This window comes from Natrialba chahannaoensis JCM 10990 (genome assembly GCF_000337135.1).
Classification (GTDB): domain Archaea; phylum Halobacteriota; class Halobacteria; order Halobacteriales; family Natrialbaceae; genus Natrialba; species Natrialba chahannaoensis.
Genome location: NZ_AOIN01000046.1, coordinates 124,652 through 140,093, shown reverse-complemented (window position 1 = coordinate 140,093; position 15,442 = coordinate 124,652). Strand labels below are relative to the sequence as shown.

Below are 15,442 nucleotides of genomic sequence, written 5' to 3'. Positions count from 1 at the left end.
GACAGAGGTTTCCGGTCCCCCAAAGCGTTTTACCGTGGTAATTATATCTAATTACGAGATGACCGAGAACTTCCCCGACTACGTCAGCGTCGACTACGACGACGGCTCCGGCGAGGATCCCGTCGACTATCCACACATCAACGACAAGATCGAGAAGGCGATCGAGGTCACCCGCCAGGGACTCGAACAGTACGAAAACCCCGCGGTCATGTGGACCGGTGGCAAAGACTCCACGCTCGTCCTCTACTTCGTCAGCCAGGTCGCAGAGCGCTACGACCTCGACGTCCCGTCCGCAATTTTCATCGACCACTACCAGCACTTCGACGAGATTCACGACTTCGTCGACCACTGGGCCGACGAGTGGGACCTCGATGTCATCTACGCCCGCAACGAGGACGTCGGCGAGTACGTCGACGAGCACGGCCTCGAACCCGGCGACGACATCGACATCTCGGGCCTCTCCGAGCACAACCAGCACCACGTCGAGAACATACTCGAGTACGAAGAGGACACGTTCCCGTTCCTGCTCGATACCTACGTGGGCAACCACCTGTTGAAGACGGTGGCGCTGAACAACGCGCTGGAGGAGCACGACGTCGACGGCGTCATCTCGGGCGTCCGTTGGGACGAACAGGAGGCTCGCGCCGACGAGACGTTCTTCTCGCCGCGTCACGATCCGGACATCTACCCGCCACACGACCGCGTACAGCCCATCCTGCAGTTCGACGAAGCCGCGGTGTGGGAAGCCTTCTGGGACTTCGTCGTGCCGGATACGGTGCCGGAGTTCCCGGACGACGGGTACGTGCCACAGAGCGATACGGACCTGCCGAACGACCTCACGCAGGACGACATTCCGGTGTCACCCAAGTACTTCGCCGGCTTCCGCTCGCTTGGCAGCGAAGTGAGTACAGAAAAGAGTGAAGAGGAACCAGCCTGGTTGCAGGATCTGGAGGGAACGACCGAGCGTGCGGGCCGCGCCCAGGATAAAGAGGACCTGATGGAGCGCCTGCGAGATCTCGGCTATATGTAACAGATACCGCGTAAACCGAGCCCAGAACGGCGAGTTCGGGAACGAGCAATCGAACTGTCAGAGCAGTGTTTTTAGAGCCAGTGTGAGACATCACCGTATGGATCAACGAGCGTTACGAGAGTTCGTCGTCGACGCCCATCGAAACGGCTACGCGGCCGGCAATGGCGATCCGACGGGTGACGGCGGAACGGTTGTCGAGTACGTGACTGGGAACTGGCGATACGTAGATCGCTACTACGGTTCGACGGCGTTCCTCGGCTCCGAAATCGTGTTCTTCGATGAGACACCCGTCTGGGGGATGCACTATGCCGGCGAACCGACTGGTTACGACGGCGACGACGAACACATCTACAAATTCCTCCGCGAAGCGCTTGAGCAGGCCCCCGTCGAAATGCCCTACAGAGGGCCACGGCGATACGCCGCCGATTCATTCGTCTATCGAACAGTCAGTGACGGGACAATCACACGGTTCTCGGGAACCGAGCGCATCGACTGCGAGGGAGTTCCCGTGTATCGCGGCAGGTTCGGCGGCGGCCGAATCGAATAACGAGGTCGATTTTCGGTATCCGTCTGGTGTCGACGTACTTCTCAGTTCGTCGCACGGTACTCCCCGTGCTTGACACCGAGTGCGAGCATGATCGCACCAAAGATCGCCATCGAGGGCACGACCATCATCAGAATCGTGTCCGTGCCCATCCCCATCGGCATCGTCATCAGCCCGACCGTTCCGAGCGCGATGATCAGGGCGAACACAGCGATCGTTTTCGGCAGGTCGAGTTCCATATCCAATGCTCGGAACTGAATCGGCCTAACGTTATCGAAACTGACCGTTCGTTGAACGGGAAGAAACCGCAAGCGCTTGCATCGATTACTCGGACGGTCGCACCAGATTCGCCAGTGCGACAACCGTTCCGAGGAACCAGCCAAGCGGGAAGGAGATCCCCACCCACATCGCCGCGTAGGCAGCCCCTTCGAGTTCGTAGTTCGAGCGCAGGAACTCGTTGAGTCCGCCAACGTGGAGGATGTTATCGAGCGCCCAGGCCGCGAAGTCGTAGCTCGGCTCGAGCACGACGCCTTCGAGTGACGGCGTGACGAGCGCCGCGACGACCGGCGGGAGGAACAGCGCTGTCATCGCGAACGGGTAGGCGAACAGTACGGAGACGGGTCGACCGCCGACCTTGGACGTGCCGGCCGCGAGCGCAGTCGAGATCGTCGCGACGGCACTTGCGGCACCGATCGCGATGGTCTCCTCGACCGGCAACTGGAAGTGTGCAATCACCGTCAACGTCCCCCAGACGAGCAGCGCGATGGCTGTCACGCCGACGATGCCGAGGCGGGTTCGCGTCGAGTCGAGTTTCGCCGCATAGTAGCGGGTAGCAAAGCCAATGACGGTAAGCGGGTACAGGATCAACAACCCGAGCGTGCCGAAGACGCTCCAGGCGTAGTAGGCAATCTTTTGTGGCAGCGTCTCGGGACGCCACTTCCCCATGACTGAGTGGCCGCGGCCGCGCTGTCGCGGAAAGACGAGTTCCATCCAGGCACCGTGTAACTGATTGAGGTCAGCTCTGATCGCACCGATGATCCCGCCACCACCACCACGTTGCGTGCGGGTGGACATACCTGAGCCAAAAAACTGACGTACCGTAAACTTTCCTCCTTTCTTGTTTTTCCACTCCACAAATGAGTCAGCATAGTAATATGTAATGTCTATACTGGTTGGCCACCCGATGACTCAGTTCCAGGGGCCAAACTCTGGATCGACCTTCCGGTCTATCTCCTCGATCGCGTCGATCGTCTCGATATCCTCCTGGGCTAACTCGAGTGCAAGCGACTCCCAGTTGTCCCGGATGTGGTCCTCGCCCGTTGCCTTTGGGATGGCGGTGACGCCCATCTCGCGCAGCCAGGCCAGACTGACCTGCGCCTCGCTGACGTCGTGTTTGTCGGCTACCTCCTGGATTTCGGGTTGATCGAAGACATCACCGCGAGCGATCGGCGAGTAGGCGACCACTTCGATATCGTGTGCCGCGCAGGCGTCGCGGATCTCCTCCTGGGGCAACAGTGGGTGCAGTTCCACCTGGTTCGCGAGAATCGGCGCGTCACAGCGTTCGACGGCCTCCTCGAGTTGCTCGGGCAGGAAGTTACTCACGCCGACGTTCTCGATGACCCCCTCCTCGTAGAGTTCCGAAAACGCGTCCAGCGTCTCCGCCGGGTCGTACGTCCGGGCCGGCCAGTGGACGTACAGCAGGTCGACGTACTCGACGCCGAGACGATCGATGCTTTCGCGAGCCGTCTCGAGTACGTCCTCGGAGGCGAGGTTCGAGATCCAGACTTTGGTCGCGAGGAAGACGTCCTCGCGGTCGACGTTGGACGTGGCGATTTCCTCGCCGACGGCCTCCTCGTTGTCGTAGGCCTGTGCGGTGTCGATGTGGCGATAGCCAGCCTCGAGTGCGGTGCGGACGCTCTCGGCGCACTCCTCCGGCGAGTCGTTCTGCCAGGTTCCCAGGCCGAGCATCGGCATGCCGGCTGCGGTCGGACACGTCTCAGGTGCGATTTGTTCGGCGTTGTCGGCTGCCATATCCGGCGAGAGGTCCGGAATGCGAAAATGGGTTTGGGTTGCGGCGGTGTGCGAAGGGAGGTCGTGAACGCGTGCCAGCGACCACCTCATACAGGAAGGTCGTGCCAGTGGTCACTCGTACAGGTGGTCCCAGGGACGCTGGGACTCGAGTACCGCGCTCCCGGCGAGCACGGTGTCGTCACCGAAGCGAGGGCCGACGAGCTGGAGCCCGACGGGGTATCCCGCGTCCGTGAGCCCAGCGGGCGCGGAGGCGGCGGGGTGGCCAGTCCAGTTGAACGGCCAGGTGAGCGGCCACTCCCAGGCCTCTGCGTCGAGGTCTTCGTGAAGTCCGACGTCGACGCGCGAGAGGGTTGGCGTCGCGAGCAGGTCGTACTCGGACAGCACCTCTTGCACGGCGTCGAAGATGGCCGTCCGGGCGATATCCGAGCGGGCGATATCGGCGGGACCGTACTGTTCGCCCAGTTCGAGCATCTGGGACAGACTGTCGGTGACTGTTTCGGGATGCTCACGTAGATCGACGCCGTGGGACTCCGCGGTAACGATAGCGCTCTCGAGCATTGAGGTCGTGAACGTCGGGATCACCGCCTCGATGAGGTCGTCCATCGTGTAGCCGTGATCGACGGAGACTTCCTCGACGGTAGCACCTGCGTCCTCGAACGACGCCACCGCGTCGTCGACGACCGTGCGAACCGTGTCCGTGACTGGGAACACATCGAGATCTGGGCTGTAGGCGATCCGCAGGTCGGTGGACGGCTCCTGTACAGCGTCCCGAAACGCAATATCGACGGGAACGCTCTCGGGATCACCGGGATGGTGGCCAGCCATCGCTGAGAGGAGCGCGGCCGAGTCGGCGACGGTGCGCGAGAGCGGCCCTTTCGTTACGTGGTGGCGCGCCCGGCCGAAGCCGTTGGGCCTGCTGGCCGAGGGCACGAGGCCGAACGTCGGTTTGAAGCCGTAGACGCCGCAGGCGGCCGCTGGAATGCGAAGCGAGCCGCCCGCGTCGCTGCCAGTCGCGACAGGCGTCATTCCTGCCGCAACCGCCGCCGCGGAGCCGCCGGAGGAGCCGCCCGCGTTCAGTTCGGTGTCGATCGGTGATGCCGTCGCCCCAATTACGTCGTTGGTCGTCGTCCCTTTGTGGCCGAACTCGGGTGTGTTCGTCGTCCCGAGCACAATCGCGCCGGCGTCCTCGAGTCGCGCGACGGTGACGGCCGTTTTGGGTGCCACGAAGTCAGTGAATAGCGCCGAGCCGAAGGTGTAGGGCAGTCCCTCCTTCAGCGAGCCGAGATCCTTGAGCGCGATTGGGACACCGTGGAGGGGGCCGATATGTTCGTCGTCGACAGTAGAATCGGCGATGTCGTTAGCCTTGGTGGACTCGAGTACCCGGTCCGCCTCGGCGGCGGCCTCGCGCGCCTCGTCAGCGCAGACGGTAACGAAGGCGTTGATTTCGTCGTCGCGCGCGTCGATTCGGTTAAGGTGTGCCTCGACCGCTTCGGTGGCGGTTACCTCACCATCTCTGATTCGACTCGCGAGTTCGGTAGCCGACAGCCGCGTGAGTGCTGACTCGCCAAGACGATCCGTTTCGTGGCGCTCGCGTGACATACCCGTACTGTCTCACGGAGTGAAATATACGTTTGCTCGGTTGGCGCGCTCGTCGGGTTCGTCGAACGGATCGCCTACTCGATTTCGAGTGCCCCGAACTGCGCTGGCGACACCCGATTATCTGTCGTCTGCTCGAACGCGTACGCGAGTTCGAACAGCCGCGGCTCGGCAAATGTGCGACCGAGTAACTCGAGTCCGACCGGGAGCCCGTCGTCGGTGAATCCGGCGGGGGTGACGATCGCGGGCAGACCAGTGTGTGCCGAGAGCTCGCAGTTCATCTCCTCGAACGGCTGGTGGTCGTCGACGGTGACCGGCGGAACCGTCGAGGGTGGGTACAGCAGGGCGTCGAGATCGTGGTCGGCCAGCGTCGCTAGCACGCTGTCGCGAAGCTCTCTGCGGCGTTCGAGCCGACGCAGGTAGCCTGTGTTGTCGTCGAGTGAGTCCTGATCAGTTCCGAGGATCTCACCGCCCTCGAATCGGGCCTCGATCGACGGCGCGAGTTCGCCCGAGTCCACGACGGCTGCGAGTGATTCCTGCGGGGCATCGTCGCCGAGCGTCTCGAGATACGCGTCGAAGTCTCGCGCGAACTCGTATGCGAGCACGCGAGCGCTCAGGAGCCAGTTCGTGTCGACGACATCGACCGGATCGACGATCGTCGCGCCGGCCGCCTCGAGGTCGTCGATAGCGTCCTCGAGGACGCTCGTCACGGCTGCGGCGTCGTCTTCGGAGACAGCCTCGTACTCGTCGGCATCGCCCTGGAGCCCGAAGAACTGCCGGGCGATCCCGATTCTGGCACCGTCGAGGCCGTCCGCATCGAGGTGGGCGGTGTAACCGTCGTCGGGAACCTGCCCGACGCCCCTGGCCGTGACCGGGTCCTCGGGATCGTAGCCGGCCATGACCTCGAGCAGTCGCGCGGCGTCTTCGACGGTTCGCGCGATGGGGCCCGGCGTGTCCTGCGTTTCGCTCAGAGGGACAAGCCCGGTTCGGCTGCACAGGCCTCTGGTCGGTCGAACGCCGACGAGATCGTTGAACGCGGGTGGCGAGCGATTCGACGAGCAGGTGTCGGTGCCGGTGCCGATGAGGCCCAGGTTCGCGGCGATAGCCGCGGCGGTGCCGCCACTCGAGCCGGACGGCCGGTGCTCGAGATCGTAGGCGTTCCGCGTCGCGCCGCCGAGCGAACTGATCGTGTCGACGCCGAAGGAGAGTTCCTGCAAGTTCGCCTTCGCGATGATGATCGCGCCAGCCTCCCGAAGCTGGTCGACGATGAACGCGTCCCGCGAGGGCTGTGAATCCGCGAGCGTCGTCGATCCCGCGGTGGTCGGCATGTCGTGGGTGTCGTGGTTGTCCTTGATGATCGTCGGGACGCCGTGGAGCGGCCCGACGAACCCGTCCTGTTCGAACTTCGCGTCGAGATCACGGGCGCGGTCGTGAGCCCGGTCGTTCACTGTCAGGATCGCGTTCAGCTCGTCGTCGTAGGCGTCGATCCGCGCCAGATAGCGCTCGACGAGTTCTTCGGCGGTGACCGCGCCGTCGGTCATCGCGTCGTGAACGGCTGCGACGCTCGTCTCGAGAACGTTGAACGAGTCTGTGTGGTGTGTGGGCATCTGTGAGTGGTGTCTATCGGGTGGTCTCGGAGAAGGAACCTGAATCTATCGTCCGCAGGGAGACATGCCGCGGCGCGGTCTGGCTGTCGGGTTGCAGTGACAGCAATGAGGTGGTTACAATGACAGTAGCGGGGTGTTTCGACCGTTGGAGCGAACCAGCAGACCCCTACTCGGCACGTGCAGGCTACTCGCGTTTGGCCGCGGAGCCCGTTCGCTGAACCGATGACAACGACAAACACTCGAGTCGATGCGCTCTCGAAGGCGAGCACAGCGACGACGGTAATCGATGCGGTGATGGAGTTCGTACGCGGGAGGCGAGCGAGCGGGCTCTTCCTCCTCGGGGCTGCAGCCCTCTCGTCGCGGATTCCGGGCGTCGGGACGGCTGCCTCGGTGCTGTTGCGTGCGTACCGGCGGCTCCGATAACGAGGATTGTACGTCGAGAGAAGCAGTCTCGCGCTAGTCCGGTTAGTACTTCGGCTCAGCACCGCTGATATCGTACACTCGGTTCAGCACGCTATCGCGCTCCGAGCGCCAAGCGTCGAAGTGGTCGGGGCTGTCCGGATAGCTGTCGTAGACGCCCTTGAGCGAGCCGGCGGCCTGCTGGACTTTATAGAGGTCGTAGAGCGTATCCCAGTGGCCGAAGGTCTTGATCAGCGTCTTGAGCTTGAGACCAAGGCTCATCTTCGCAGTCCCCTTCTTGCCGATCGCATCGACGAGCTGTTGACCCGGCATCGCCGTGAGGATCGAGACGAGGTCGTCCAGTTCCTGTGCGGTGCCGAAGATGTTGTAGAGGTCCATCGCCGCGAAGCGCTTGCCAAAGTCCGTCTGGACGCGCTGGTTGTACTCCCAGAGGGCCGCCTCGCTCACGTCCCCATCGGAAATCGCGTCGACGGCGATTTTGGCTGCCCAGTGGCCACCCTTTGCAGCACCCGGAATACCGCCGCCGGTGCAGGGGTTGACATGTCCCGCCGCGTCGCCAACGGCCACGTAACCGGGGTGGACCGCCGAGTCGTACGGCCGGCGTGTTGGCAGTGCAGCACCGAGCTTGTTCTTCACCGTTGCATCCTGGAACTCTGCCCGGTTGGCGATATCGTCTTTGAGCGCGTCGACCAGTTCCATCGGCTCCTGACTCATCTGGAAGCCCAGGCCGGCGTTGATCTCCGTCGCCGAGCGCGGGAAGTACCAGAGGTAGCCTAACTCCTCGGTCGGCTTGAAGACGAGCGCGTCGTCCCACTCGACCGGCTCGGAGACCTCGAGCACCTCGCGATACGCCGAACAGAACTGCGAGTAGTTGACGTTCGTGTCGAACGACGACGCCGAAAGATCCGCCTTATCCTGGAGCACCGAGAGCGCACCCGCGCCGTCGATGACGATTTCGGACCGGTACTCGAGTGCCTCACCGTCCCGAATCGCAGTCACACCCTCGACGGTGCCGTTTGGCTGGATGACGTCGTTGACGACGGTGTTGTAGTGGATGTCGACGCCGGCGCGGTCGGTCTCCTCTAAGAGGATCTGGCCGTATTTCCAGCGGTCGACGACGCCGCCGGTTTCGTTGAACGGGATCTCGAGGCGCGCACCGTTCTGTGGGTTCTCGAAGATGGCGCGCTCGATTCCCTGGTTGGTGAACGCCTCGTCTTTGAGTCGCTCGCGATCGAGCACGTTCGGGAAGGAACTCTTTCCCTTGATGCCATCCCCACAGGCGATGTATCCCCCTTCCTCCTCGGTTTTACGCTCGAGGAGAACGACGTCGAGCCCCTCCTTGGCGGCGGTCGTCGCAGCGAAGCAGCCGGCAGTCCCCCCGCCGACGACCACGATATCGTAGGCCTCGGTAGCCGAAGTCATCTCTATTCCCGTCGAAGGGTGTCGGGAATTAAAAATACGTGGAAACTGTTCTGATGCCGCTGGGACGACGGAATTGCGCGGATCATCGCCTTCTCCGGAGACGAAATCGGCTTACTGATACATCCGAAGCGGCTGTGCCTGCGTGCTCTGTTCCTGACCGACCGCCTGCATCTGTTGTGCGAGCTGCTCTCGCTTCTCACGGATCTCCTCGGCGTGGTCGATGAGTTCCTGCACGTCGACCGAGAGGTCAGCCAGCGGCGCGATAGCATCCTCGAGAAGCACACTCGCTGCCTCCGGGTCGGGGAACTGCGGGTTGCACTCGACGACGAGTCCGAGACTGTCGTAGCCGGCCTGTGCCGCGTGGTTGATGAGCGCACCGGTGGGACCGGTGACGACGCCGTCTTCCGGTGGAACGTCGATCTCGCACTCGTCGAGGAGGGCAGTCGCATCGCCCGTTCCGACGCCGTAGATATCTGGCCGCTCGCCGGTGTCTCGATCGGCTGGCAGCCCACTCAGGTACAGCGGTGTCGTGTCGTAATCGATGAGCCAGCTCGTTACGCACTCGGCGACGTTGTCGAGCGCTTCCGGTCGGATCGGTGCGTCACTCTGCAATGCGAGCAAGTCGTGCTCCTCACTGACGTAGAGTCGTACGGGCGGCCGAACGGTTCGGTCACCACTTCGATAGACGCCGATTCGAGGCAACCCCTGGCAATGGACGCTCGCGTAGTAACGCATGTCGAACTCGTCGACGAGATGGTCGGTGGCGATCTTGCCGACGAGCCCGATGCCGGGGAAGCCTTCGACGAACGTTGGGTTATCGAGATTGGCCTCTGGTCCCTGCAGGCTTATTCGTGCCATATGTTGGCAGACTTCGCGAATGGGCATAAAAACGACGACGCTGACAGGAACCGTAACGGACGGTTCGGCACGAGGCATGACGGGCCAGGTGGGGAGTGGGAGCAGGGACATGGACGGGGAGTGGGGTCGTGGACATAGACGGGACAGGAGACGGAACGGCCCGGCCTTCGAAACCCACAAACACCGGGCAATCAAATCGGTGGCTAATGGAGCCATTCGAGCGGTACCGACCGATCATCGACGACTTCGAGGCCTTTCTCGCGGCCTGCGAGCGCCCGCTCGGCAACGCGGTGCGCGTGAACACGATCAAGTCCTCCCCCGAGCGCGCGACCGCCACACTCGAGGAGGACGACGTCGCGTACGAGCAGGCCGAGTGGAACCCGCGCGTGCTACGCCTCGAGACGGACTCACCGGGGTCGACGTGGACCTCCTTCCACGGCTTCACGCACGGCCAGGAGGAGGTCTCGGCGGTCCCGCCGGTCGTCCTCGATCCTCAGCCCGGCGAGCGCGTCTGGGACTGCTGTGCGGCCCCCGGCGGGAAGGCAACCCAGCTCGCTGCGCTGATGGACGACCGAGGAACGGTCGTCGCGAACGACAACAACCTCGGGCGTATCTCGGCGCTGCGGTTCAACGCCGAGCGCCTCGGTGCGACCAGCCTCGCGGTGACGAACGACGACGCGCGCAACTACTCCATGAAGCGATTCCCGTTCGACGAGTTCGACCGGACGCTCGTGGACGCGCCCTGTTCCTGCGAGGGAACGATTCGGAAGAATCCCGACGCGCTCGACAACTGGTCGGAGGGTCACATCGACACGATCGCAGGCATCCAAAAGGGCATCCTCCGCCGAGCGATCCAGACGACCCGCGAGGGTGGCACCGTCGTCTACTCGACGTGTACCTTCGCGCCGGAGGAAAACGAGGCCGTCGTTCAGCACGCCATCGACGAGGAGGACTGTCGCGTCGTGGACTTCGACCTCGAGATGGAGCACGCACCCGGTCTCACTGAGTGGCGAGACGAGGCGTTCGATTCCACACTCGAGCAGGCCGCGCGGATCTACCCACACCACAACGATACCGGCGGCTTCTTCGTGGCGAAACTGGAGGTGACCGCCTAATGAGCGACGACTCAAGTACCGACCTGCGCAAAAACGACGGCCAGCAGTTCGGCCGTCTCCCCGAAACCGACGCGGACCGAACCGTCGAGGGCCGCGTCAGCCGCGTTGCCGTCGTCGACTACTTCGAGGACCGCTTTGCGATCCCGCCCGAGACCTTCGACGGCTACACCTTCTGGGAGAAGGGCGCGGGCAAGATCTGGCTCTACAGCGGCGAGGCCGACTCCCCGCTCGAAATCGAGGCCATCGGGATGACCTGTCTGCGAACCCGCCAGGAGCACTGGAAACCCACGACGGATTTCGTCCAGCGCTTTGGCGCACACGCCAGCGAGTGCGTGATCGACCTCGACCGCGAGGCCGCTCGCCGATTTGCCGCCGGCGAGGACCAAGAACTCGAGTGGGACGGCGATTGGGGATACCTGATCGCGGCCCACACCGTTGCGGGCGAGCGGGAACCGCTTGGGATTGGCCTCTACGTGCACGGCGAACTGCGATCGATGGTGCCGAAGGGGCGACAGCGAGTGTTGTAGTCCCCGTTCGAGTCGGTCGCTGTATCCGGACAGCCGTTTTCAGTTTGACATCCTCCCCGCCCTGAAGGGCGGGGCTTTCTTCTTGGTTCCCAGTACTTCTGATCAGTTTCAGGCCAGATCGAACTGCGCGTAGTGTCGTACCAACTCGAACAGCCCATAGCAGGCGATCAGAAGGCCGAGGGCCAGCAGGAATGCCCGCGCAGATCGAACAAAGAGGTAGAGCTCCGGCAGAAATCCAACGAGTGCAACGGCCGTGCCGGCAGCGACGAACTGGAATTCTCGTCTCATCCGTTACAGCCATTCTCACAGTGGATTGAAATATTACTTTTGGTGATCGTATCGAGTCTTCGACCCTGACAGAATCCTTGAGATGGTCGTCGATGGCTCACTTGTACGCTGGGCATGCTTCGGAGGAATGGCGAACACGTACCCGTCGCACCGCTACCGGAGCGCGCCCACCAGCAACCGCGCCGTCCCCGGCCCGTTCTCGAGTACCGCCCGCGGAAACCGACGCCGAGCGCCAGCCAGGGCGTACTCGAGTGCCTGCGTCGCATCGTCGAGGATGCCGGTTCCGTGGCCGACGACGACGCGGTTGGGTTCGTACTCGCGAAGCCAGTGTGGCGGGTCGAGTCGGAAGAAGAGTTCGAGGCCGAGGCGTTCGTCGTCGACGAGGTAGGGTGCCGCCGTGCCGATCGATTCGGGGGTGTATAGCGTTTCGTGGCTATCCCAGTAGAGAATCGCCTCGTCCCAGAGTGGGATCGGCTGACGGCGGACGATCTCGACGGCAGGGTCGAAGGAGTCCGCGTAGCGCTCGATCGGGGCCGTCGTTCGGTCGTCGACGCGGCCCATCCACTCGGGAATGACAATGGGAACGTCGTACCGCCGCGCGAACCGATCGGCGTCACGGGTGTGCCAGCACGAACAGACCGCGACGCCGGCGACGGCTGTGTCGTACTCCTCGGTGAGGTCGTCAATCAGTTCGTCGACGCCGGGTGCCCAGAGCGGATCGAGTAGCCAGACGCCGGATTCGCCAACGACGGCATGACTCGCTCGCTGACCGAGTTCGTCGGGATGGGCAAGCCAACCGACCCCGTCCTCCCAGCGGTCGATTTCCTGAAAGCCGCTGGCTGCCTGTCGCTCGTATGCCATATTTGTGGGTGCATGCGAACGGTAATAGCAGTTTGCGTCAGCGACAACAGTCAGACGGGGAATTGACGCACCTCAACGCTCGACGACCGTTCCACCGCTCAGTCCCTCCCACTCCACGCGGTAGCCGAGTGCAGACAACACGGCACTCGCATCCGTCAGGTCGTACTCCCCCAGCACCGATTCAGCATCCTGAAGCGCCATTCCGGCCTCGATTTCGTCACCGACGGACTCGAGTACCCGCGGTCGAACCAGCGTGCGTCCGATGCGGTCGTGCTCGGGAAACGTCGTCTCTGCGAGAGCATCCGTGCTCACCCCGTGGCGAGACGCGAGTGTCTCGAGTGTCACGACATCGTCGTCGGGCGCGAGTTCGGCCGGCAACTCGGCTGCGCTCTCCGCAATCAGGTCGGCCTCGTACTCTCGGAGCACGTCGACGACGGCTTTGACCCGGACGGTGTTGGTGTAGGGAATTGCGCGGTGGTCTCGCGTCTCGATCGCCTCACCGACGCCGAGCGAGTCGTCGACTGCGACGAGGAGGTCGACGTCTTCGAGGGACTCGAGTTGCTCGAGTTTTTTCTCCACGTACTCGGGTGTCCAGAAGCCCATGATTTCGAAGTAGAGCCGGTACTCTCCGTGAGCGTATTCGAACGCGAAGTCGGGAATCATCACCCGCGTGCCCGTTGTGAGCGGTTCGGGTTCGCGCACGAGATTCCAGTCGAGATCGAGTTGTGTGAAGCGGGCGGCGAAGTCGGATTCGACGCCGCTGTCGAAGGTCACCTCGGCCACCGGCGCGGCGTCGGGGACCGTGACCGGGTCGTCGTGGGAGAGCGAGAGCGTCCGCTCACTGGCGCGGTCGTCGATGGTCGCCTCGAGGTGCCAGGCCTCGGCGCTCGCGACCGTCCGCAGGAGGCGCGCAAAGCGGGTGCCATACCGTCGCGTCGCCCGGAAGAGGTGTGTCGGTCCGGTGACGACGATCTCGCGGTCGCTCGCGAGACTGGCGGTCGCGCCGGCCGCCGCGTCCGGGTTCCGTATGTCGTACATCAATCGCAGTCGTTTGATCGCCGAGACGAGCGCTTTCGGATCGCTTGAACGAACTCGCAGTTCGGTCGCGTCGAACAGCGCAGTCTGAGCCAGCGAGAGGTTGTACTGCGCGAGCAGGTTGTCGGGGTCCCAGCGCGAGGCGACCTCGGTGAGGACCTGACGCTCGTCGAGGTCTGCGTAGAGGCTGGAGTCGAGTGCGTCCGCCGACACGCCGAGCGATTCGCCGGCCCGAATGAGCGCCATGGCGCGCTCGTCGTCGGTCACGACACCGACGGCGTCTGCGGCCTCGAATACGGCGCGGCGAGCGCGTTCTGGGTCGATTTCGGCGTCGGTTTCGAAGGTAGATTCGCGCTCGAGCAGTGCTGAGAGGCCACGAACGAGTTTGAAGTCGTCCGCGTCCCGTTCGAGGTCGGTGAGGGCGTCCTCGAGGTCACCGCGCTGCTGGCCGACGTGTCCCTGGTAGGTACCGATGACGCGGGCAGCGAGCGGGCGGTGCTCGCGCGCGGCGAACTGTGGGTGGAAGCCACCGCCGGCACGGGAGACGCGCAGCAGGTCCTTCGTCAGCATTTCTGGCTATTCGGTACTGGGAGCGACGGGGGCAAAAGTCACGCGACCGGTCCATCGTGTTTCGTCGGCTCAAAAAGAGTCTTTTAGGTGACCTTCCATTGGCGAAACGTGATAGCACAGCAGCTGCCAGTCGGTTCGGTGAACAGTGTGCCGTCGGTCGACGAGTACGCGCCGGCGATCATTGACGTAGTGACGACTGCCGCGATATTCATCGTCTCGTTCGTGGTGCTCTACTGGGTCGGAAAGGCACTCTTGCTCAGTCTCACCGAGCGGTCACTCGAGAGACAGGGGTTCAACGAGGGGCTGATCTCGCTCGCCCGAAGTATCGTCACCGCGCTCATCCTGCTCGGGTCGGTCGCAATCGCAGCAACGGTCGCCGGCTTCGGCACGATTCTCGTGGCGCTGTCCGCGCTCGGCGGTGCCGTCGTATTGGCAGTCGGCTTCGCCGCACAGGACCTCATCGCCAACTTCGTTGCCGGGATCTTCATCGTCAAGGACGAGCCGTTCACGATCGGTGACATCGTGGAGTGGGACGACAATCAGGGCGTTGTCCGTGACATCCAGCTCCGGGTGACCCGGCTCGAGACGTACGACAACGAGCTAGTTACTGTGCCGAACTCCGAACTCGCCGACTCGGTCGTCGTCAACCCATCCAGAAACGGGCTGCTCAGGGTGTCCTACGACTTCGGCATCGGCTACGACGACGACATCGACCAGGCGAGGGCAGCACTCATCGAGGAAGCCGAACAGGTGCCGGGGGCACTCGAAGAGCCCAAGCCGTCGGTCGCCGTCACCGACCTTGGAGACTCTGCGGTCGTTCTCACTGGCCGGTTTTGGATCGACACCGCAGAACACCGCCCTGCCGCCGCACGAACGGCATACATCGAGGCTGGAAAGAAGCGTCTCGATGCAGAAGGCGTCGACATGCCGTACCCGCATTCCCAGCTGACGGGGTCGGTGACGGTCGAGGAGCGGGCTGAGGTGACGACAGCGTAACTGGATAGTCCGGTGCTTCGGAGGCTCAGGGTGGCGGGTTCCAGGATTCAGGGCTGCAAGGCCCCAGGACTCTCCGACCTCAGGACGACCACTCCCCCAGTCATCGACCCGCCCCACCCAGTCATCGGTGGGGTCCGTGCCACCCTGTCCGTTCTGACGATAAACGACGACTGTGTACGACGATACGCCGACCGTTCAGTAATCGGGCGAATCTGGCGTGTATCCGACCAATACCTATACACCACGTTCACATCAGCCCATGTCACGATGACAGACCGAGCCGAGAGAGAAATCATCCGCCGAACGCTGGACGAAAGTCGCGACAATCCAGCGGTCCAGATCGCAGAAATCGTCGCTGAACTCGAGAACACCGAACCCACGCGCCTCCCACCGATGTACGACTGCGTGGATGGCATGCTCGACAACCTCTTCTCACAGCCCCCGTCACCGGAAGCACAGATGGCAGTCGATTTCAGTTACAAATCCTACCGTATCACGATCGAACAGGACGCCACCGCGACGTTCGTTAAAACGGGATAACG

17 protein-coding genes are annotated in these 15,442 nt (G+C 63.2%); 7 read left to right on the top strand and 10 right to left on the bottom strand.

The features are described 5' to 3' along the window. Nucleotides 1–58: 58 nt before the first annotated feature. Together C482_RS08075 and C482_RS22020 are read left to right on the top strand one after the other, a co-directional pair. On the top strand, nt 59–1,030 hold the full coding sequence (locus C482_RS08075; protein WP_006167046.1) for a phosphoadenosine phosphosulfate reductase family protein: 972 nt from the start codon (nt 59–61) through the stop codon (nt 1,028–1,030). 97 nt (nt 1,031–1,127) lie between these two features. Further along, a complete protein-coding gene (locus tag C482_RS22020) occupies nt 1,128–1,577 on the top strand; it encodes a DUF5680 domain-containing protein (RefSeq protein WP_006167045.1) in 450 nt (149 codons plus the stop codon). A 41-nt stretch (nt 1,578–1,618) separates the two neighbouring features. On the opposite strand, the gene C482_RS08065 is transcribed toward C482_RS22020, so the two are convergent. From C482_RS08065 to C482_RS08045, 5 genes are all read right to left on the bottom strand, one after another. Continuing rightward, a complete protein-coding gene (locus C482_RS08065; protein WP_006167044.1) occupies nt 1,619–1,813 on the bottom strand; it encodes a DUF7333 family protein in 195 nt (64 codons plus the stop codon). Nucleotides 1,814–1,898: 85 nt separating this feature from the next. Next, nucleotides 1,899–2,648, bottom strand: a complete 750-nt coding sequence (locus C482_RS08060) for a hypothetical protein (RefSeq protein ID WP_006167043.1) — start codon at nt 2,646–2,648, stop codon at nt 1,899–1,901. Nucleotides 2,649–2,762: 114 nt separating this feature from the next. Continuing rightward, nucleotides 2,763–3,605, bottom strand: a complete 843-nt coding sequence (locus C482_RS08055) for an aldo/keto reductase (RefSeq protein ID WP_006167042.1) — start codon at nt 3,603–3,605, stop codon at nt 2,763–2,765. A 111-nt stretch (nt 3,606–3,716) separates the two neighbouring features. Then, nucleotides 3,717–5,204 (bottom strand): amidase, encoded by a 1,488-nt coding sequence (locus C482_RS08050; protein ID WP_006167041.1) that lies wholly within the window; start codon nt 5,202–5,204, stop codon nt 3,717–3,719. Between the two features lie 74 nt (nt 5,205–5,278). Then, a complete protein-coding gene (locus tag C482_RS08045) occupies nt 5,279–6,808 on the bottom strand; it encodes an amidase (RefSeq protein ID WP_006167040.1) in 1,530 nt (509 codons plus the stop codon). Nucleotides 6,809–7,030: 222 nt separating this feature from the next. Here C482_RS08045 and C482_RS08040 point away from each other — a divergent pair, with 222 nt between their 5' ends. Then, nucleotides 7,031–7,231, top strand: a complete 201-nt coding sequence (locus C482_RS08040; protein WP_006167039.1) for a hypothetical protein — start codon at nt 7,031–7,033, stop codon at nt 7,229–7,231. A 42-nt stretch (nt 7,232–7,273) separates the two neighbouring features. On the opposite strand, the gene C482_RS08035 is transcribed toward C482_RS08040, so the two are convergent. Both C482_RS08035 and C482_RS08030 read right to left on the bottom strand, forming a co-directional pair. Continuing rightward, complete coding sequence (locus C482_RS08035) at nt 7,274–8,650, bottom strand: geranylgeranyl reductase family protein (protein WP_006167038.1); 1,377 nt, start codon at nt 8,648–8,650, stop codon at nt 7,274–7,276. A gap of 111 nt (nt 8,651–8,761) precedes the next feature. Further along, nucleotides 8,762–9,508: a proteasome assembly chaperone family protein gene (locus C482_RS08030; protein WP_049896564.1), complete on the bottom strand. Its 747-nt coding sequence runs from the start codon at nt 9,506–9,508 to the stop codon at nt 8,762–8,764. A 206-nt stretch (nt 9,509–9,714) separates the two neighbouring features. Between C482_RS08030 and C482_RS08025 the strand changes: the two genes are divergently transcribed. Both C482_RS08025 and C482_RS08020 read left to right on the top strand, forming a co-directional pair. Beyond that, nucleotides 9,715–10,623 carry an RsmB/NOP family class I SAM-dependent RNA methyltransferase gene (locus C482_RS08025; protein WP_006167035.1) on the top strand — a complete coding sequence of 303 codons (909 nt, stop codon included), beginning with the start codon at nt 9,715–9,717 and terminating at the stop codon, nt 10,621–10,623. Next, nucleotides 10,623–11,150, top strand: a complete 528-nt coding sequence (locus C482_RS08020; RefSeq protein ID WP_006167034.1) for a DUF7122 family protein — start codon at nt 10,623–10,625, stop codon at nt 11,148–11,150. Before C482_RS08025 ends, C482_RS08020 begins: the two co-directional genes overlap by 1 nt. Nucleotides 11,151–11,258: 108 nt before the next feature. Here the strand turns inward: C482_RS08020 and C482_RS08015 are convergent, their stop codons facing one another. The 3 genes from C482_RS08015 to C482_RS08005 form a co-directional block, all read right to left on the bottom strand. Beyond that, entirely contained in the window at nt 11,259–11,438 is a 180-nt protein-coding gene (locus C482_RS08015; protein WP_006167031.1) for a hypothetical protein, read from the bottom strand. A 153-nt stretch (nt 11,439–11,591) separates the two neighbouring features. Beyond that, entirely contained in the window at nt 11,592–12,299 is a 708-nt protein-coding gene (locus tag C482_RS08010; RefSeq protein ID WP_006167030.1) for a hypothetical protein, read from the bottom strand. A gap of 72 nt (nt 12,300–12,371) precedes the next feature. Then, nucleotides 12,372–13,904, bottom strand: a complete 1,533-nt coding sequence (locus C482_RS08005; protein WP_006167029.1) for a DUF790 family protein — start codon at nt 13,902–13,904, stop codon at nt 12,372–12,374. A gap of 108 nt (nt 13,905–14,012) precedes the next feature. Here C482_RS08005 and C482_RS08000 point away from each other — a divergent pair, with 108 nt between their 5' ends. Both C482_RS08000 and C482_RS07995 read left to right on the top strand, forming a co-directional pair. Continuing rightward, nucleotides 14,013–14,900 (top strand): mechanosensitive ion channel family protein, encoded by an 888-nt coding sequence (locus tag C482_RS08000; protein ID WP_049896563.1) that lies wholly within the window; start codon nt 14,013–14,015, stop codon nt 14,898–14,900. A 267-nt stretch (nt 14,901–15,167) separates the two neighbouring features. Continuing rightward, nucleotides 15,168–15,440: a HalOD1 output domain-containing protein gene (locus C482_RS07995; protein ID WP_006167027.1), complete on the top strand. Its 273-nt coding sequence runs from the start codon at nt 15,168–15,170 to the stop codon at nt 15,438–15,440. The last annotated feature ends 2 nt before the right edge of the window (nt 15,441–15,442 follow it).